Genomic DNA, 19,003 nt, shown 5'->3' on the forward strand with positions numbered 1-19,003 from the left:
CTTATTCCTAAACATCTTCTCCAAAATCATTTGTCTTACTTAAAAATTGGGCACAATAATTTTTTTCTTAAAAGCCTCAATTTCCAATTTTTCATACTCATAAGTGCTTAGTTTATTCACAATTTTACCTTTTTTATCTTTCAAGTTTAAATTGTAAAACTCAATCCAAGGTTCTTGCTTCCAAGGTTTTGAATTACCTTCATACTTAAAAGGCTGGTGCATCTGTTTTACATATATCGTTGCGCTCTTGTATCGATTTCTATTTTGATTGTCAAGCGAATACATCACAATCCCTTGCAATTCCTTTTCCATGGGTAAATTTAATGTAGAACTCGATAAAAAAGGTTCAGATCTTACTGCATCCATCATTCTAAAACAACTCAATATAAATCTTTCATTCCCAATTAACGGATGGTTTTCGCTAATGGCACCGTCTTCATCAAAGTAATTAATTATTTCTACTTGTTTGTTATCATAATCAGTAAAGATAACTTTAAAATAAAGTCTATCAAACAGATGGTGATAATTAAACAAAGATATGGACCATGTAAATTTCCAAAACTTATAAGGTTGTATCGGTGCTATAAAAACCCTATCGATGTAACTCAATCTGTAGGTTATTGCGTTTTGAGGAACGGTTTTGGGCAATTGGGTATTCTTAAAATTACCAAACTGCGCCGGATTGTTTAATTTCTTTAATCTGTAATCTCTGTACAAATCATGAGAACAGGACAAAATAGTATACCAAAAAATAACCATTCCAACACCTACAGAACTCAACACTGAATATTTGGCTTTGGGTTTTGTGAAATCTTCAACTTTATTATTTTTCTTAAAAAAAAATCGGCTTAACTTAACCGGTATATTGGTTAAAGACAAGAACAATAATATCATACAGAAAACAATTGGCCCGCCCATAATTCCAATTCCTGACATGGCAAAGGTTAGAAATAATGCCAATCCGAGAAAACACCAAATAACCAAAGACCAAGCTCTTTTAAATAAAAATAAAGGAAGCGCAATTACCTCGATAATGATGGTTGACCAATTAAAAAAATACATTAAGCCCTTATAATCCAATAGATCCCAAAGATACCTGTCCGGAAAAAATGAAATATTCAGAGAATAGTAAAATCCTAAACCTTCTTGCCATACCGGCCCTAAAAGTTTGTGTAATCCGGCAGCGGTCATCAATACCGAAGCGGAAAGACACATCAAAACAATTGCCCATGAGCCTTCATTCGTTTTCTTGCCTTTCCATAAGTCTACCGAAATAAAAATAGCATAAAAATTAAAAATGTTTTTTAGAAATATCTCTAAGGAAAAAGGAATAACCAAACCGCCTAACACAAAAATTAATATCCAAGCCAGTCTGATTCTGTAGCCAACCAATAACATCAATAAAGAGATTATGTAAAAGAAGGACAAGAGATAAGATTCTGTACTTGGTACTTCTCTTCCTAAAAGCAGTAAATTATAAGGTTCTAAGCCGTATTTAATTAAAGAGAAATGTTGAACAGCAGAAAAAAGGCAAAGGATAGCATACCCTTTTCTGGTAATGACCATCAATTGTGGGTTTACAGAGACTGACAACCAACTACTAATTCTTTTATAGGTTAAAATTACTGTGAGTAAAAGAGTAGAAATAAAGAAAAAAGACAAAGAAATTTTATTGATAAATCTTCTGAATACAGGATGCTGAAAATCACAAACTATATAGAGTAATTGAAGCATGGCACTTGCAATTGCTACATAAATTAAAATGGCTTTCCAATTGTAGGTCTTCCATTGGCTTATAAACTTCAAAATACTATTTTTTAGGGTCTTCATAAATTATTCTTGCCAAAGGGCATAGCCAAGTCCGGTTTTTCCAAACCCATTGCCATTGTAAAACATACCCAATTCGCTTTCGTTTTTAAAAACACATGGATAAGAAATCATTTCAGAATCCCAACCTTCAGCCGAAACATCAATTCCTGATAAATTATCTTTTCGTTCCCAATTCATTCCATCAGTTGATTCGGCATAACCGATACGATAAGAATTCTTTGAGTTGGTTCTGTAATCGCTTTTCTTTCTCTTGCCAAACCACATTTTATAAATATTATCGGTCTTGATTACTGATGCACTGACCAAACCGCCTTCGTCTTCCTTTAAGGCAATGGCTACTTTTCCGGTTTGCTTCCAATGAATACCATCCGGAGATTCAGCATATTTTATATTATAAATAGGTTCCGGTTTGTCTTCAAAAATCTCCCATTTGACACAAGACAAATACCACATTTTAAACACTCCATTATCAATCATAACATACGAAGTACCCGAAAAATAAGGTTCAATATGATTAACGGTAATAATTGGTCCTTCGGAAAATTTATGGAAGGTTTTCCCGCCATCTTCACTTATCGCTAATCCGACAGCATTTTGAAACGGAACGGTTTGTCTTGTCGTCCAACCGATGTAATACAAATACTTTTTATTCCCAACATTAATTATAGAAGAAGGCATGATACCCGAATCGTCAAAGGCGCCGAGATTTCCAAAAGGCAATAAAGGTTGGTTGTTTTCAAATAGAATTTGGCTCGGATTATTTTTAGCTACTTCGATGAAAGAAATAGTACTTTTTCCCAACGAATTTCTGGTAGCATAATAAATTCTGATTCTGTCGAAAAGGACATCGGCAACAGGAACTTGAGCATGACTTTTGTTCCAATCATGTTCAGCCTTTACGTTGTAAATTAATCCTTTCTTGTTCCACATGGTTATAAACTTTTAGTCGATTTTTCGGATTTCACCGCCGGATTTCCTTTGTACATAGACCAAGGTTCTGTATTTTTAATAATACTGGCAGCCATGGCTACAAAAGTTCCTTCCGCAATAGTTATTCCGTCTCTAATGGTAGCATTCACGCCCAAAGTAGCATAACTTTCCACTACACAATGCCCTGATAAAACTACTTGAGAAGTAAACATTACATGGTCTTTAATCACAGAATGATGACCAATATGATTACCGCTCCATAAAATTACATTGTTCCCAATGGAGGTAAAAGGTTGAATGGTATTGTTTTCCAAAATAAAACAATTATCACCTATCGGATTATTGAACAAAGTGGCTTTGCTACTTACATAACTAATCAACTCATAGCCTTTAGCTTTGATAGTATTATAAACACTTTCTCTGAGTTTGTTCATGTCTTGAGGCGCCATTGGGGCAAAAAACTTGAACGCTGTCGGAGCATACTCTTTTTCAATATTTTCAAATGCTACTATAGGTAAGCCATGAAACAAATGATTTTCGGGTAAATATTTTTCGTGAACGCTAAAGGCAACTACCTCATGTTTCGAATCATTTTCGAGATAATAATGTGCCAATTCTGCAAAATCTTGGATTCCGAAAATTATAACTTTTGCCATATTGCTTATTTTTTTAAAACATAAACCGTGTACTCATACAAACCATAGTCATTTCTTATCACGTAATCTCTGGTAAGATTTTGACATAAAAATTGACTCAAAGCGTCATGCGAAACATGAAACAAATCTTCTCTTTCCCAATCGACATTTTTTGACATCACATTAAAAGAAAAACCTTTATTGCATTTGTTGTGAATGATGCTTATCATCTTGGTAAAATAATCCCACATTTCGGCATAAGACAATTCTCTTTTTTCAGTAAAAACACCATTCATAATTACATAATCAAAATGATCCAGACTATCTTCCGCTTCTAAAATATCTATACAATAAAAAGAATTGTTCGGATACTTCTCTTGGGCAACATCAACAAACTTCTGGGAAATATCTAAGCCCGAATAAACGATGTTTTGAAAATTATGCTGCTGAATGTACGCTAAAAGATGGGCTGTTCCGCAACCAAAATCCAATAAAGACACTTCGTGGTCATTGGCTTCATTTAATCTTATAATGTCTAACATTACTTTGTAGCGTTTGTCTACGTCTTCAAGTTTTGGCCAATCAACACCTAAGTGATTGTCGCCATGTTTTTCAAGACAACTTTCGTAGTGTTCAATGATTTTACCGTATATCTTTTTCATATCAATTCATATTGGTCTAGAAAACACTTTATCTGTTCGGGTGCATTAAACATCATTACATCAATGATTGACAAATGAGGTATAAAGGCATTCTTAAATTGCGGATAAACTATCGAATCCGATTTAATAAATTGCAAAACGATATTGTTCTCTAAAAATACATTTTCCTCATACAATGTCATGCCGCCAACCGCGTTGATGTAATTCGTTGCACCTAATTTTTTACAAATTTCGATAATCTTATCTTGTCCTTTTAAACTATTGTCTTTTTCTATATCAGAAGAAATTATAATAGTCGTTGGAATCGAAAGATAACTACTTATTTGCTGCAAAGAATAAACAATCAATTTTGAAAGATTGGTTTCTTGCTGTTCAATTATATCTTGGATAAGCGGAAAAACTTGTTCAAAAAACGTAGCCTTTCCATAAGCCAAATGAATCGTTTTCAATAAAGCTGTTTTCCAATTCGAATTGTCATCCAGCTCAATTTGGTTAATCAATTTATTCTGACTCGCGGATTTTAAGGCAATAGTGAATAGGTATTGTTTGTCATTAACCAATATATTGTTTCTGTTGACCCAACCTTTCTTTATAAAATTAACATCATCATAAACTACAAAAGTATCCACCGCATTGAGCAATTGGAAATAGCCAATATAAGGAAAAAAATAAGGCTGCATTATCGCTGCTTTCATTATAAATTGATATTTATTAATGAAACTATTCTCTCCGTTTCTGTTCTTGATAATTCCTTATACAAGGGCAAACACAAAACCCTTTCGGCAACACTTTCTGAAATAGGCATTGAATTTCCTTGGGTGTATTCAATGGTATTTAAGGAAGGATAAAAATAACGTCTTGGATAAATATCATTATCATTCAACGCTTTTTGAACCGCCAATAATTGCTCTTCAGTTTCAAAAATCACAGGATAATAGCTGTAATTCCACTGCGTATTTTCTCTGATTTTTAGTGGTTGGAGTTTTGAAAAATCCAAATGGGTATTATAAAAGTCAACCACTTCTTTTCGGGCTTTCACTATGGCAGCAACATAAGGCAAGACCGTCAATCCCATAGCCGCTTGCAACTCGGAAATCTTACCGTTGATGCCAACGCCGTAATAATCGATTGGTCCTAAATGCCCAAAAGTATGGCTGTAAAAAATCTGATGTTCTAATGATTTGTCTTTGCAAAATGCGGCACCGCCTTCACCGGTATGGAAAAGTTTGGTGGCATGAAAACTACAGGTACTTACATCGCCATAATCAAAAACAGACTTGTCCTTATAGGTTACCCCAAAAGAATGAGCCGCATCATAAATAACTTTAAGATGGTGCTTTTGGGCAATAGCTTCTATAGCTTCAATATGACACGGATTTCCAAAAACATGTGTCGCTAATATGGCTGTTGTTTTGCTGGTAATCGCTGCTTCTATTTTGGTTTCGTCGATAGTTAAATATTCCGGATGTATGTCTACAAAAACCGGAGTGCAATTTTCCCAAACGATGGCGGCAGTCGTAGCCACGTAACTGAATGGTGTTGTGATGATTTCACCGCCATTTCCTAATAATTTCAAAGCGATTTGTAATGGAATGGTACCATTATTCATCAAAATAATATTGGAAATATTCAGATGCGTTTTTAGCTTATCCTCTAACTCCAAAACCAATTGTCCTCTGTTAGTTAACCATTGATTTTCCCATATACGCTTAAGTTGTTCGGTATATTCTTCAATAGGCGGAAAAAAAGTTTTGGTAACGTTGATCATTTTAAACTTTAGGTATAACTTGATTGTCGATGACGCCGTTCTTTAAAACAAAAACTATTTCAACCAACCACAAAACTTTAAGATTAAAAGGTCGATTTAAATCTGTTATTTCAAAAAGACGGTAGCCTTTCTCATCCATAAAGTTAACTATTTTAAGAAAACTGTTGTCATATAATTTATTAACAACACTGGCTTCAACCATGATAATCTCGGTTTTTCCAAGATAATTACTCGCTCCTTTTAAAACTTCAATATCCAATCCTTCTGCATCTATTTTAATGATATCCGGAATGGGTAACTTGTTATCTGAAAGCAATTCGTTTAAAGTAATAATGGGTAATGTAATTTGCTTTAAACCCATTTCTGCTGCTTGCTCTTTTGAATATTGAAACGAACAACTGTCATCTCTGTCCAAAATAGTAAATTCAAACGAACCAGATTGTTCGCCGGCTCCAAAAGGATAAAAGCTAACATTACTTTTGCGGTCTAAAATATCTTGAAGCGAACTTTGTAACCAATATTGCGGTTCCACTAAAGTATAGACAGCATCGGGAAAATAATTCAAAGTTTCTCTGGTCCACGCGCCGTGATTAGCTCCAACATCAACAATATGTTTGGGATAAAAATGGAACGATTTTAAAATATTGTAAAAATTATGCAAAAGAAAATCTTTACTATTGACATCAGAAAGCTTTGAATGGGTACTGACTTTCTTGACCTCAAATCCGCGTTTTAAGATTAATTTTCTAACTATTTTCTTGATCATACTGTTTTATTTATTCAATAGTCCATTGAAATTTTGGTTTTATAAATCCGGGTTCTTTGCCCATCCATGAGCCAATAGGTCTTTCTCCTTCTTGAATGGTAAAGGTTAGAATGTCTTTTTCTACAAATAAAGTGGTTTTGGAATTCTCTATAACATAAAAAGTCAAATAATAAGACCCAATATTTAGAAACCCTTCCGGTAATTTACAATTAATTTTATTTAACCCTTGTTTTAGTTTTGATCCGCTGTTACTGTGTGAAAAAGTAAATAAAGTTTCTCCGTATTCATTATTTAAAACATAAGTCACATGCAAATTCTTAGCGCTGTGTTTTAACGTAAACAACATATTGAACTCTATACTTTGGTATTCATCCAATATGGCATTTGGTGTTTTTCCTACTGGATTTACGCCTAACTCGTGCAGTGTAAAATCTTGTCTATCATATTCACTACTGAATATTTTATGGTTTTGTATTCCGAAATTACCGGTAAGATAAGTAGCTACTGCATTTTCTACCGTATCATCTTTTATAACCAAACCGTTTTCCAAAACAATGCCTCTTTGACATAAACTCTTTACTGCTGCCATATTATGACTCACAAACAACACGGTTCTTCCTTGTCCTTTACTGATGTCGCCCATTTTACCCAAACATTTCTTCTGAAACTCGGCATCACCTACTGCAAGTACTTCATCAACAATCAGAATTTCACTTTCAAGATGTGCGGCTACAGCAAATGCCAAACGCACATACATCCCCGAAGAATACCTTTTCACCGGAGTATCAATATACCTTTCAACCCCAGAAAAGTCGATAATTTCATCAAGTTTGCGAGTGATTTCTTTTTTGCGCATTCCGAGAATAGCACCGTTCAAATAAATGTTTTCTCTTCCTGACAACTCGGGATGAAAACCGGTTCCTACTTCAAGCAGACTGGCAATTCTTCCTTTGATTTTGATTTCGCCCGTAGTCGGACTGGTCACTCGGGACAACAGTTTTAGTAAAGTACTTTTTCCGGCACCATTTTTCCCTATTATACCGACGGCATCGCCTTGGTTAATTTGGAAATTTATATCTCTTAATGACCAAACGATATCACTAATCCCTTTAATACTTCTGTCATTGGTTTCCCCAATTTTTAAAAAAGGATCTTCTTTACCCATCACTTTGGTTAACCAAAACCGCTCGATATCCCTTGAAATGGTTCCGGTTCCAATTTGCCCTATTTGATAGGCTTTGGATAAATCTTTAACTTGTATAACAGTTTGGCTCATACTAGATAGTGTCTACGAAATTCTTTTCGGTTTTATTAAAAATAATAATACCCAGAAAAAGGATGACCAATGTAACTATAGTCGAATACCCAATACTGGAAATCGTAAATTCTCCTTTTCCTAAAAAAGCAAAGCGAAAGGCTTCAATAATACCTGTCATTGGATTTAAGGCTACGATATCACCATATCCTTTTTCTTTGGCATAACTCAACGGATAAATCACGGTAGTGGAATACATTAACAATTGCACACCAAAGGTAACTAAGAACGTTAAATCTTTATACTTTGTAGTCACCGCAGTAATAATAAGCCCTAAGCCCAATCCCAAAAGTGCCATTAAAATGACTAAAAAGGGGAACAACAATATCCCATTACTAATGTGAAAATCAGTTCCTTCTTCCGGATTGAGATAAAAATAACCCATCAGCACAAACAACAATAGTAATTGAACGCCAAAACGCACCAAGTTACTGACTACTATACTCAACGGCATGATTAATCTTGGAAAGTATACTTTACCAAAAATATTGGCATTGTCTCTAAAAACAGTACTGGTTTTGGTTAAGCAATCAGAAAAATAATTCCATGAGGTTATTCCGGCCAAATAAAACAATTGTTGTGGCAAACCGTCTGAGCTGATTCCGGCAAGATTCCCAAAAACAAAGGTAAAAACTAAGGTTGTAAAAATAGGTTGAATAAAAAACCACAACGGGCCTAATATAGTTTGCTTGTAAAAACTAACAAAGTCTCGCTTAACAAACATCAATAACAAATCTCTATAATGCCAAAGATCTCTGAATTTAATATCAAAAAGCGAAGTATGCCCTTTAATTACTAAATCCCAATCTTGAGACTGATTATCGTTTTTCATTTATTCTTTTTTTAAACAATGTTCTGTTTTAACTAGTAATTGCAAATATATAAATTAGCAAACCCCATGGAAAGATTTGGGTTGTTTTATTTTCTAATTCATTAAAATTGACAAAACCGACTATAATTTGATTAATTTTACGAAGTTAAATACTTCATTTTGATTCACCTTTTCAAACAAAAACCTATTTTATGTGATTTAATCCAAAACAATCACATTGATATTCATTCGCATTTACTTCCGGGAATAGATGATGGAGCCACTAGTCTTGAAAACAGTATTTCTTTAATCAATCAAATGAATGAAATAGGCTTCAAAAACATCATCACGACACCTCATATCATTGTAAGTGTATGGAACAACAGCGAAAGTTCGATTACAGAAAAACACCAAGAAATCTCAAATGCTGTTCAAGAAGAATGTGAAATAGCCTCTTTTAATGTGGCTGTGGAATACATGATGGACGATAGTTTCGTGAAAAGACTAGGCACAGAAAAATTACTGACAATAAAAGACAACTATATCTTAGTAGAAATGTCCTATTTGAGTCCGCCAATCCAGTTATACGATATCATATTTGAAATTCAATTAGCAGGTTACAAACCTATTTTGGCTCATCCGGAACGTTATCAATTTTACCATGAAAATTTCAAGGAATACAGCAAACTAAAAAAAGCAGGTTGTTTATTTCAGCTAAACCTCTTATCAACTGTTGATTATTACGGCAAAAATGTAAGATTGGTGACTGAAAAGTTGTTAACCAATGACTACTTCGATTTTGTCGGAAGTGATATTCACCATCAAAATCACGTAAATGCCTTTCAGAACAAAGTAAAATTAAAAAGCCTTCCCCAATTAGAGAAGGCAATCCATAATAATTTATTTTTTCTTAAATAACTTACCTTTCCAAGATTTTCTTTCTTCTTCAGTTCCATAGCCATAACCGTAACCATAACCATAGCCGTAAGTTTTTCTCCAAATGGTATCGTTAAGTAGAATAGCCATATTAGGCAATTTCTTTTCCTGATAAAAACTATCAGCAATTTTTAACAATCGTTTGTCAAGATAATTTGCTCTGACAATGTAGACAAAAGCATCTGCGTGTTTCGCAACCAACAAGGTATCGGTAACCAAACTTACCGGAGCGGTATCAACCACTATGTAATCATATTGTTGCTTCAAAGTCTCGAACATTTCATCCACTTTAGGACTCAAAAGCAAATCTGCAGGATTGGGCGGAATAACCCCTGAAGGTAACACATGCAAATTTTCAAACGCATCAAGTTTGGTGATAAAATCATCAATTTTTTGTCCCGATTTAACAATATAATTGGTAAGCCCTTTAGCAGGAACATTCAGATACTTATCTATTTTCGGATTTCTAATATCAAGCCCTATAAGTAAAACCTTTCTTCCGGTTAGCGCTATAGTACTGGCAAGATTAATAGCCACGAAAGTTTTCCCTTCTTTAGGCATAGTTGAAGTAACAAAAATAGTTTTAGCCCTATTTTCAGGAACAGAATTCAACATGAATTCCAAATTGGTTCTCACAATCCTAATGGCCTCAGCCGAACTCGAACGGCTTGATGCACTGATAATTTCATCTTCCGTATCTGATTTTGGGATATCACCCAAAAAAGGAATTATGGTGTTGTTCTCTATATCTTGTCTGTTTTTAACTTTGGTATCGAATAAATCAATTAAGTAAATTATTAAAAACGGAATGAGCAAACCTAAAGTAAACCCAATCAATAAAATAATATTGGATTTAGGAAATATTGGGGCATTTTTGAATTTAGCCTCATCAATCAATTTGGCTTTTGGTGAAGTTACCGCGAGTGAAATACCTACTTCTTCTCTCTTTTGAAGCAAATAAAGATATAATGATTCTTTTATTTTTTGTTGTCTACCAATGACATTAAGTTCTCTGGTTTGCTTAGGAATTTCTGAAATTTTCCCGCTTAGCATATTATCCTGAGCTTGTAAATCCGACCGTCTAATTTTAAGAGAAGCAATCAAGCGATTCAGACTCTCCTTAACGCTTTTTCGCATATCATCAATTCTATTGTTTAAATTGATTACGACACTATTTTTGGACGTTCCACCTCCGTTAACAATTCTGTTTCTCTCGATTACAAAACCATTATATTGGTTAATTAAATCGGCGGCATTGCTATTGCTGCCATTTTTGTCAGAAGGAATAAGATTACTAGGTATGATATCGTCTTGTGAAGAGCCGTTAAGATAATCCAACATACTCGATACAACTTTGATTTGTGTTTCGGTTTCTATTAAAGCCTTTTCAAAATCGACTGAATTTTGAATAAACAAATCTGCATCAGAAGCAATGTTGGTCAATCTGTTAGAAGTCATATAACTTTCTCCTTCTTTTTCAACATCTCCAAGCTCTTTAGTGATAAACTGTAGTCGTTCATCAATAAACTTTTGGGTATTTCTGGAAATATAATTCTTATCATCAATAGCATCTTGATTATAGATGGCAATAATGGTATTAAGTAAGTCTTCGGCTTTTTTAGCAACCGGATCATTTAACGTTAACTCAACAACACTCGATTTATCGTTTAAAGGAGCAATAGTCAGCCTGCTCTTATATCCCTGAACAACGTTGTCAATGTTATTAACACTTACCGTCACAGAGAAATCCTGATTATTTAACTTAGACGATAACATTCTTTTGATTACAACCATCTTACAGTTGCTTAATCTTATGGTTGAACCATACTTAAAAACATTAATTGGCTTTCCTTCGGTAGTTTGCAATTCAAAAGTGCTTTCCGTCTTTGAATTGATTACATAGGATTGTCTTTTGGTGTAAAAAGTATCATCCGACTCAAAAAAAGAAACATCTATAGGTCTGTCTTCATAGAGTTCTTTTACTTTAACCCTACCTTCGGTATAATAGTAAATATTAAAATTAAGTTTCTTAACTGCAGTTTTAACAATAGATCTCGACTTTATAATTTCAATTTCATTATCGACATTGCTTTTCATGCCTTTCATCAATCCCAAATCAGCAAAAGCAGATAATTCAGATTCTAAACTCCCTTTCTTTTCATCTTTTACTAAAATAGTAGCACTCGCTTGGTAAAGTGGCACAGTATATCTCAAATACAAAAAAGAAACCCCAACGCAAACAATCACTGAAATAATAAACCAAGGCCAATACTTGAAATACTTATCAAACTGTTCTCTGAGGTCAAGACTGTCGTCTTTGTGTGCATGTCTAAAGGAAGATTGATCTTGCATATTATCGGGTAAGAATGATTAAAATGGTTCCTAAAAGCGATAAAGCTGATATTATAGTGGTAACATTAGGACCAATTACTGAAGAGTTCATCTTGGTTTTATTAGGTTCTACTAAAACAACATCGTTTTGAGAAAGATAATAAAAAGGAGAGTTAATAAAATCAGCGTTGGTAATGTCTATACGATTATAAGTCATTTTTCCGTCTGATTCTCTGATGACAAGTATATTATCTCTTTTACCATAAATAGTCAAATCACCGGCCTGACTTATAGCTTCTAAAAGAGTTATTCTCTCGCTGTTAATCTTAATAGTTCCCGGTTTAAGCACTTCTCCTAAAACAGATACTTTATAATTTAAAATCCTTAAATTAATTGTCGGATTGGTAATGTATTCTTTTATAGATGTTTGGAGTTTAGTAACCGCTTCAGAGCGACTAAGTCCGGCTAATTTTATTTTACCAACTACCGGAAACTCAATAAACCCATAAGCATCTATCAAATAAGTTTTAATACCATCTTGGTTTTCGTTAATTTGATAATTACCTTGTATTTGAGGCATGTTAAATGGAATCGTCAGTTCTGGCTGATCGGCTGAAACTATAATGCTTAACATATCATCTTTTTGTAATTTTGGCTCGTAATTTAATGCTTCCTTGCTGTTTTGAAGAGAATCTACATTTTGAAGGTAAGCAATGTCTTTTCTAGAAGCACAGGAAAACAACAATACCAATGAAATCAATAAAAAAGCTGATTTTGTTATAAATTTAAAATTCATAGGGTAAGTTTTGGGTTGTAAATATAGCATAATTTATGATTGATTAGAATCAAAACTAATTATCAAGGGTCTCAAATACCGAGTTCATACTTTTAAATTCGGGTACAATTTTCTTCATCAACCCAACAATTTCAGCACTTGAAGATTTTTTTGCAGTTTGGATTAAGGTAGAAATAAGCAAATTAACATCTTCAAAATTATCTAAATTATCTTGTCCTATCATGATTTTTTCGTTGTGTGTAGGCAATGTTTTTGAAGCATCATTGAGTAGTTCTTCATATAATTTTTCGCCTGGCCTTAAGCCTATAATCTTGATTTTAATCTCATTATCAGGCACAAAACCGGCCAATCTGATCATTTTTTTAGCCAAATCAATAATCTTTACCGGCTCACCCATATCAAAAATATAAATTTCACCACCATTCCCCATAGCACCTGCTTCTAATACGAGCTGACAAGCTTCTGGAATGGTCATAAAGTACCTAATAATTTCTGGGTGTGTTATGGTCAATGGCCCGCCTTCCTGAATTTGTTTGGTGAATAATGGAACTATAGAACCATTAGAACCTAAGACATTACCAAATCGGGTTGTAATAAATTTAGTGACATTGTTTTTCTGGCTTTCCAACAAATGAAAGTTCAACGACTGAACATATTTCTCAGCAATACGCTTGCTGGCACCCATTACACTACTTGGATTTACCGCTTTATCTGTAGAAATAAGCACAAATTTTTCAACCTTATATTTACTCGACAAATCGGCAAGATTTTTAGTTCCTATCACATTGGTAAAAATAGCTTGTGCCGGATTTTCCTCCATCAAAGGAACATGCTTGTAGGCCGCAGCATGGTATACATAATCGGGTTTATAGGTTAGGAAGATATATTCCATTTCCTCAAAATTTTTAACATCGGCCAATACAGTTCGTATTCTTACTTTATTAGAAATTTCAGAAACTTCTAGTTGCAAATTATGAAGTGGAGATTCTGCCTGATCTAGGATAATGATTTTATAGGGTGAAAAATGAATGACTTGCCTAACTATCTCGCTGCCAATAGATCCGGCGCCTCCGGTTATTAAAACCGTTTTCCCATTGATTTGAGAAGAAATGGTTTTACTGTCTAAAACTATTGGTTTTCGATGTAATAAGTCTTCAATATCAAAGTTTTTAAGTTGATTGGAAATCTGCTTTTGATCTTCCCAGTCTGTAATTAAAGGCACCGTAAATACCTTAAAATTGTATTCCAAACATTCCTCAACTATAGCAACGGTTTCCTCTTTGGTAAGACTCTTCTCGGCAATAATTAAGGCCTCAGCACCTACACTTCGCAAAATAACATGAATATCTCTAGACTGATTGACTATCGGCAAGTCTAATATACTCTTAGACGTTTTAGTTTGCTTGTATTTATCTATAAAAGCAACCAAATTAAACCGAGAAGGCTTTTCTGTTTTAAGCGCATTGGCAACAGAAATGGCATTGGCATCGGCACCATAGATGACTGCTTTAATCAACTTTCTTTTATCATCACTTTGCAAATACTTTTCAAAAATGTTTTTTACCAATATCCTGAATAGAAACAACAACAAAAATGAAATCACAAAAGTGATAAACAGACCTGTTGATAAAAACAATTTTTTGTTGGTCAGAAAATAGTAACCGATATTGACGAAAAGCAATATAAAATAAGAAGAAGTAGTTGCTACCAACAATTTAATACCATCTATAAATGTGGAATGCCTTATGATACCCGAATAGGTTCTGTAAACCATAAAGAAAACCGCATTGACCAAAACAATGATAAGATTGAGCGAAATGACATCCAAAGAACTCTTATAAACTACCGAAAGGGTGTTGATAATAACTGTAGTAATAATACAAGCTACAGAAACGATAAAAACATCAATAGCAAAAATAATCCAGCGAGGTAAGTAACCTATATTCTGAAATTTTTTGTTAAATATGCTACGCTCCAATTCTTTAAAAATAGTTTTATTCATGCGTCATGTGGTCAATGGTTCAAAATTAAACTAATTTTAACATTTAGTTAGTAAATTATTAAAAAAATCATCAAGTGTTTTTTCTAATCGCAACCTATCGGCATCGGACAAATTTGATCCTGAAGGCAAACACAGTCCTTCATCAAATAAAGTCTCCGAAACATTTGTCCCATAATAAGGGTATTGGGCAAAAATCGGCTGTAAATGCATGGGTTTCCACAATGGTCTTGACTCTATATTGTGTTCCTCTAAAAACAACCTTAAATCCTCTCTGCTTTTACCGGTAATTATAGGATTAATTGTAATACTGGTTAACCAATGGTTTGAATAATAATCAGCATTGGGTTCACTAAAAACAGTTACTCCGTTTTTATCAGCAAAATACGCTTGATAAAAATCATGCATCTTACGTCTTAAATTGACATGATTTTCCAATACTTCCATTTGCCCTCTTCCAATACCGGCAGATATATTACTCATACGATAATTATAACCTACTTCGCTATGCTGATAGTGAGGCGCATTGTCCCGGGCTTGAGTCGAAAGAAAAACGGCTTTATCTTTTTGCTTAGCAGTATGAGTCACCAAAGCACCGCCACCAGAAGTCGTTATGATTTTATTGCCATTAAAAGACAATACAGATATATCCCCAAACGTACCACATCTTTTACCTTTATAACTGCTTCCTAAAGCTTCGGCACTGTCTTCCAAAATAGGAATTCCATATTGTTGTGCTACCGCTCTAACTTCATCAATTTTAAAAGACATTCCATAAAGATGGACCCCAATAATAGCTTTTGGCTTTTTCCCTTTGGCGATTCGGTCAACAATAGCTTTTTCTAAAGCAATGGGACATAAATTCCAAGTCTCTTTTTCGCTATCTATAAAAACAGGAGTAGCCGCTAAGTAAAGAATAGGATTTGCAGAAGCCGAAAAAGTAAAGCTTTGACAAATAACCTCATCACCTGCCTGAACACCTAGTAAAATTAAACCCAAATGTATCGCCGCAGTTCCCGAACTCAAAGCGGCAACATGAACATCATCATTTAAAAAATTTTCTAAATCCTGCTCAAATCCGTTAACATTTGGACCTAAAGGAGCAACCCAATTGGTATCAAAGGCCTCTTTGACAAATTTTTGTTCATTACCTCCCATGTGCGGAGAAGAAAGCCAAATTTTTGATTGTATCATTGTTATTTTTGCTTAATATTTAAATTTATTTTCCACTGAATGGCTCCGTAGTGGCAGCATTAGCAGCATTAATACCGTCTCTTTTGAATACTTTTAAAATAGTTTTGAATAAAATTTTCAGATCAACAGACAAAGACATATTGTCTACATACCAAACATCATATTCAAATTTTTTTTTCCATGAAATAGCATTTCTACCATTGACTTGTGCCCAACCGGTGATTCCGGGTTTGATTTCGTGTCTTCGGTTTTGAAAATCGTCATACAAATGTAAATAAGTCGTCAACAAAGGTCTTGGTCCGATTAAACTCATATCGCCTTTCAAGACATTGATTAATTGAGGTAATTCGTCAATTGAGGTCTTGCGAACAAAACTCCCGACTGCCGTTAACCTTTGTGCATCAGGAAGCAATTTACCTTCAATGTCTTTTTTGTCATTCATGGTTTTAAACTTAACAATCTTAAAGGTCTTCCCTTTTTTACCGGGACGCAATTGAAAAAAAAACGGCTTCCCATTATTGGCAAAAAATAATAAGATTGTAAAAAGCAACAAAAACGGAAACAACAATATAAGACCTAGTAAGGAAATCAAAAAATCGAATACCGGCTTTACTAAAAGTTTGTACATTTTTTATTAAATATAACTAATATTCATCTCTGTAATATATTCTATTTAAACAGACAGCGATTCAAAGCTTTCGAATAAAAAAAAGCGATCGTGTCCCGGATATATTGTCATTCCTTTCTTCAAATTTCCTTTCAGTTTCTCCATCGAATACTGATAATCTTTTCGGCTACTGTGTGGAAAAGTGAGTGGCGATTTTACTCCGTTTAAAATAGTATCACCTGTAAACAAAATATCTCCCAATAAAACACACATTCCACCGGGACTATGACCCGGAGTTTCTATAAAGGTAAACGACTGACCGGCTATGTTTTTTACTTCGTAATCTTTCACAATGGCTACCTTGCTGTGTTTGACTTCGAAGGTATCAATTTCTTCTAAATAATAGGAAAAATTTTGACGACAGTTTCTGATATTTTCTTCACACTTTGAAGTACAGATTAACTCAAACGAATATGCCTCAGCCAAAGCATCAATTCCACAACAATGATCGGCATGTTCATGGGTTAAAATCACATGGGTCAACTCTTTTTTTTCTTGCTTCAACCATGCGGTGAAAGGTTTGGTATCAAAATTACCAACATCAATTAAAACAACTTTACCGGCAGCCAAATCCAAAACATAGGTATTGGAGAGTCTGTGTGGATTGATATACTGGTGAATTTTCATAAAAATTGTGTTCAAGAAATAAGAATGGTTGTCTAGTCAAAGTTATAAATGATTTTACCAACATCATTTCTAGGGATTTCAGGGATGAATAATACTTCGAATGCTTGATGGTACAAACCTGTCTTCTGAATGACAAAAGAAGCAACGGCTGCTACTACAGTCTCATCCGTGACATATATTTTCATTTTTTCATCTGTGCCGGTGCAAATATTTTCTACACCAAATTCCTGAAAAATAAGCTGTTCCACTTCATCCAAACCTATTCTGACTCCATACAACTTGAGGAATCGGCTTATTCTGCCAACAATGTAGAAAAAACCGTCTTGGTCTTGAATAGCGATATCACCCGTTGGTAAAATACCTTGACGCTCATCGCCTTTTTGCAAATCTTCTCCGGTGTAGGCATAGCCTAAAGTCACATTTGGCCCACTGTAAACCATTTCTCCGGGAACATCTGCTTCCGAAATTTCGTTTCCATTATCGTCAATCAAAAATAATTTTCCGTTCGGAATTGCTTTTCCGATACTTCCAATTTTAGTCTTGGCAAACGCTGCCGGAAGGTAAGCCATTCTTGCCGTTCCTTCTGTTTGTCCATAAGTGGCAATAAACATTTTGCCGGTTCGTTCTGCATATTCGGCAAAATCGTTAAACAGACTCGCGTTCAATTTTCCACCACCTTGCGATACAATTTTTAAATCGGGCAAATCCATACGGGTAAATCGCAACTTGGAAAGAATTTCAAAACTATAGGGAACACCGGTCAAAATGGTGGTTTTTTGTTCTTTCAAAAATTTCCAAAATACCCCATCAGTCAAACTTCCGTTAAATAGTAAAATGGTAGCTCCACCATACAAATAACTTGTAATCACTGAAAGACCCATAGTATAATACATCGGTAAAACGGCTAAAGCTCTGTCATGGCTACTGATATCAAAAACTTTCCCGACATTCCGGGCGTTGGCTTCTATATTTTTATAACTGTGACGCACCAATTTAGGACTGCCGGTAGAACCAGAAGTAGGCAACAATAACGATAAGTCTTCATGCAAAATTGGTGGTTGTAAACCGCTTTTCAGCAAAACATAACCAAAGGCACTGAAAACAACTTCATGATTAAATTCGGCAGCCATTGATTCAGGCAGCCAAAAGTATTCAGGTTTGTATTTATTAATTAGTTCCTCTCTTAACGCTTTATCCGTTCCGGCATGAAGCAAAAGCGGGACAATTTTAGTTTCTAAAGCTGCAACATAACCAGCTACTGAACCAAAAGTATTTTCTGAAAAAATAAAAATTAACGTGCGCTTATTGATTTGCTCAAAGAAGACCATCGAAAAATCAGACAATGCTTTGTAGGATAATGTATTTCCGTCAACATCTATAAATGCGGTAGTATTGTCCTTGATAAACGCTGCTTGGAGAAGCATAGGCTTTGTATTTAAAATGAAGTCGAACCGTCAACTCCAATGATTTGACCGGTTACATAAGTGGAAAGGTCTGAAGCCAAAAACACGCAAACATCTGCAATCTCGTTAGGTTCAGCTAATCTTCCTATTCCTATATTGGAAATTTTATCTTTAAATTTTTCTTCAAAAACTTGGGTAAATCTTTCGGTGCCAACCATTCCCGGAGCAATGGCATTGACACGAATATTGTGTTCTATCAGTTCTTTCGCAGCCGATTTTGTCAATGAAATCACAGCACCTTTAGTAGCAGAATAACCTAACTGACCTTTAACA

18 protein-coding genes are annotated in these 19,003 nt (G+C 34.4%); 1 reads left to right on the forward strand and 17 read right to left on the reverse strand.

What is annotated here, in order from left to right:
- Window positions 1-39 precede the first annotated feature (39 nt).
- The 9 genes from B3C16_RS03645 to B3C16_RS03685 are packed head-to-tail and all read right to left on the reverse strand — an operon-like array spanning window position 40 to window position 8,738.
- On the reverse strand, window positions 40-1,830 hold the full coding sequence (locus B3C16_RS03645; RefSeq protein ID WP_291128893.1) for a hypothetical protein: 1,791 nt from the start codon (window positions 1,828-1,830) through the stop codon (window positions 40-42).
- A 3-nt stretch (window positions 1,831-1,833) separates the two neighbouring features.
- Window positions 1,834-2,760 carry a hypothetical protein gene (locus B3C16_RS03650; protein ID WP_291128895.1) on the reverse strand — a complete coding sequence of 309 codons (927 nt, stop codon included), beginning with the start codon at window positions 2,758-2,760 and terminating at the stop codon, window positions 1,834-1,836.
- Between the two features lie 2 nt (window positions 2,761-2,762).
- Window positions 2,763-3,416 (reverse strand): acetyltransferase, encoded by a 654-nt coding sequence (locus B3C16_RS03655; RefSeq protein ID WP_291128898.1) that lies wholly within the window; start codon window positions 3,414-3,416, stop codon window positions 2,763-2,765.
- A gap of 5 nt (window positions 3,417-3,421) precedes the next feature.
- The gene (locus B3C16_RS03660) at window positions 3,422-4,057 is read right to left on the reverse strand and encodes a class I SAM-dependent methyltransferase (RefSeq protein ID WP_291128901.1); all 636 of its coding nucleotides are present in this window, start codon (window positions 4,055-4,057) and stop codon (window positions 3,422-3,424) included.
- Entirely contained in the window at window positions 4,054-4,752 is a 699-nt protein-coding gene (locus B3C16_RS03665; RefSeq protein ID WP_291128904.1) for a WbqC family protein, read from the reverse strand. The genes B3C16_RS03660 and B3C16_RS03665 overlap by 4 nt, the downstream gene beginning before the upstream one ends.
- The gene (locus B3C16_RS03670) at window positions 4,752-5,825 is read right to left on the reverse strand and encodes a DegT/DnrJ/EryC1/StrS family aminotransferase (RefSeq protein WP_291128906.1); all 1,074 of its coding nucleotides are present in this window, start codon (window positions 5,823-5,825) and stop codon (window positions 4,752-4,754) included. Before B3C16_RS03670 ends, B3C16_RS03665 begins: the two co-directional genes overlap by 1 nt.
- A gap of 1 nt (window position 5,826) precedes the next feature.
- Entirely contained in the window at window positions 5,827-6,591 is a 765-nt protein-coding gene (locus tag B3C16_RS03675) for an FkbM family methyltransferase (RefSeq protein ID WP_121312957.1), read from the reverse strand.
- A gap of 10 nt (window positions 6,592-6,601) precedes the next feature.
- Window positions 6,602-7,867, reverse strand: a complete 1,266-nt coding sequence (locus B3C16_RS03680; RefSeq protein ID WP_291128909.1) for a polysaccharide ABC transporter ATP-binding protein — start codon at window positions 7,865-7,867, stop codon at window positions 6,602-6,604.
- A gap of 1 nt (window position 7,868) precedes the next feature.
- The gene (locus B3C16_RS03685; RefSeq protein WP_121312955.1) at window positions 7,869-8,738 is read right to left on the reverse strand and encodes an ABC transporter permease; all 870 of its coding nucleotides are present in this window, start codon (window positions 8,736-8,738) and stop codon (window positions 7,869-7,871) included.
- 159 nt (window positions 8,739-8,897) lie between these two features.
- Between B3C16_RS03685 and B3C16_RS03690 the strand changes: the two genes are divergently transcribed.
- Entirely contained in the window at window positions 8,898-9,635 is a 738-nt protein-coding gene (locus B3C16_RS03690; protein WP_291128913.1) for a tyrosine-protein phosphatase, read from the forward strand.
- Here the strand turns inward: B3C16_RS03690 and B3C16_RS03695 are convergent.
- From B3C16_RS03695 to B3C16_RS03730, 8 genes are all read right to left on the reverse strand, one after another.
- Window positions 9,618-12,005, reverse strand: a complete 2,388-nt coding sequence (locus tag B3C16_RS03695) for a GumC family protein (protein ID WP_291128915.1) — start codon at window positions 12,003-12,005, stop codon at window positions 9,618-9,620. The genes B3C16_RS03690 and B3C16_RS03695 overlap by 18 nt on opposite strands.
- Before the next feature lies 1 nt (window position 12,006).
- Window positions 12,007-12,780: a polysaccharide biosynthesis/export family protein gene (locus B3C16_RS03700; protein WP_291128917.1), complete on the reverse strand. Its 774-nt coding sequence runs from the start codon at window positions 12,778-12,780 to the stop codon at window positions 12,007-12,009.
- A gap of 55 nt (window positions 12,781-12,835) precedes the next feature.
- Window positions 12,836-14,782 carry a polysaccharide biosynthesis protein gene (locus B3C16_RS03705; RefSeq protein ID WP_291128919.1) on the reverse strand — a complete coding sequence of 649 codons (1,947 nt, stop codon included), beginning with the start codon at window positions 14,780-14,782 and terminating at the stop codon, window positions 12,836-12,838.
- Window positions 14,783-14,818: 36 nt separating this feature from the next.
- Window positions 14,819-15,973, reverse strand: coding sequence for a DegT/DnrJ/EryC1/StrS family aminotransferase (locus tag B3C16_RS03710; RefSeq protein WP_291128921.1), 1,155 nt, complete (start codon window positions 15,971-15,973; stop codon window positions 14,819-14,821).
- 25 nt (window positions 15,974-15,998) lie between these two features.
- On the reverse strand, window positions 15,999-16,601 hold the full coding sequence (locus B3C16_RS03715; protein WP_121312950.1) for a sugar transferase: 603 nt from the start codon (window positions 16,599-16,601) through the stop codon (window positions 15,999-16,001).
- A gap of 45 nt (window positions 16,602-16,646) precedes the next feature.
- Complete coding sequence (locus B3C16_RS03720; protein WP_147406824.1) at window positions 16,647-17,267, reverse strand: MBL fold metallo-hydrolase; 621 nt, start codon at window positions 17,265-17,267, stop codon at window positions 16,647-16,649.
- A gap of 32 nt (window positions 17,268-17,299) precedes the next feature.
- Window positions 17,300-18,691, reverse strand: coding sequence for an AMP-binding protein (locus tag B3C16_RS03725; protein ID WP_121312948.1), 1,392 nt, complete (start codon window positions 18,689-18,691; stop codon window positions 17,300-17,302).
- Between the two features lie 11 nt (window positions 18,692-18,702).
- A partial coding sequence (locus B3C16_RS03730; protein ID WP_291128927.1) for an SDR family NAD(P)-dependent oxidoreductase occupies window positions 18,703-19,003 on the reverse strand: 301 nt, incomplete at its 5' end.

The organism is Flavobacterium sp. UBA7682 (genome assembly GCF_002482945.1).
GTDB lineage: Bacteria > Bacteroidota > Bacteroidia > Flavobacteriales > Flavobacteriaceae > Flavobacterium.

Excerpts from the sequence above, each read along its gene's own strand:
- B3C16_RS03705 (WP_291128919.1), bottom strand. The coding sequence starts at position 14,782 with ATGAATAAAACTATTTTTAAAGAATTGGAGCGTAGCATATTTAACAAA.
- B3C16_RS03670 (WP_291128906.1), bottom strand. The coding sequence starts at position 5,825 with ATGATCAACGTTACCAAAACTTTTTTTCCGCCTATTGAAGAATATACC.
- B3C16_RS03660 (WP_291128901.1), bottom strand. The coding sequence starts at position 4,057 with ATGAAAAAGATATACGGTAAAATCATTGAACACTACGAAAGTTGTCTT.
- B3C16_RS03710 (WP_291128921.1), bottom strand. The coding sequence starts at position 15,973 with ATGATACAATCAAAAATTTGGCTTTCTTCTCCGCACATGGGAGGTAAT.
- B3C16_RS03675 (WP_121312957.1), bottom strand. The coding sequence starts at position 6,591 with ATGATCAAGAAAATAGTTAGAAAATTAATCTTAAAACGCGGATTTGAG.
- B3C16_RS03720 (WP_147406824.1), bottom strand. The coding sequence starts at position 17,267 with ATGAAAATTCACCAGTATATCAATCCACACAGACTCTCCAATACCTAT.
- B3C16_RS03700 (WP_291128917.1), bottom strand. The coding sequence starts at position 12,780 with ATGAATTTTAAATTTATAACAAAATCAGCTTTTTTATTGATTTCATTG.
- B3C16_RS03650 (WP_291128895.1), bottom strand. The coding sequence starts at position 2,760 with ATGTGGAACAAGAAAGGATTAATTTACAACGTAAAGGCTGAACATGAT.
- B3C16_RS03695 (WP_291128915.1), bottom strand. The coding sequence starts at position 12,005 with ATGCAAGATCAATCTTCCTTTAGACATGCACACAAAGACGACAGTCTT.
- B3C16_RS03665 (WP_291128904.1), bottom strand. The coding sequence starts at position 4,752 with ATGAAAGCAGCGATAATGCAGCCTTATTTTTTTCCTTATATTGGCTAT.
- B3C16_RS03680 (WP_291128909.1), bottom strand. The coding sequence starts at position 7,867 with ATGAGCCAAACTGTTATACAAGTTAAAGATTTATCCAAAGCCTATCAA.
- B3C16_RS03715 (WP_121312950.1), bottom strand. The coding sequence starts at position 16,601 with ATGTACAAACTTTTAGTAAAGCCGGTATTCGATTTTTTGATTTCCTTA.
- B3C16_RS03685 (WP_121312955.1), bottom strand. The coding sequence starts at position 8,738 with ATGAAAAACGATAATCAGTCTCAAGATTGGGATTTAGTAATTAAAGGG.
- B3C16_RS03725 (WP_121312948.1), bottom strand. The coding sequence starts at position 18,691 with ATGCTTCTCCAAGCAGCGTTTATCAAGGACAATACTACCGCATTTATA.
- B3C16_RS03645 (WP_291128893.1), bottom strand. The coding sequence starts at position 1,830 with ATGAAGACCCTAAAAAATAGTATTTTGAAGTTTATAAGCCAATGGAAG.
- B3C16_RS03655 (WP_291128898.1), bottom strand. The coding sequence starts at position 3,416 with ATGGCAAAAGTTATAATTTTCGGAATCCAAGATTTTGCAGAATTGGCA.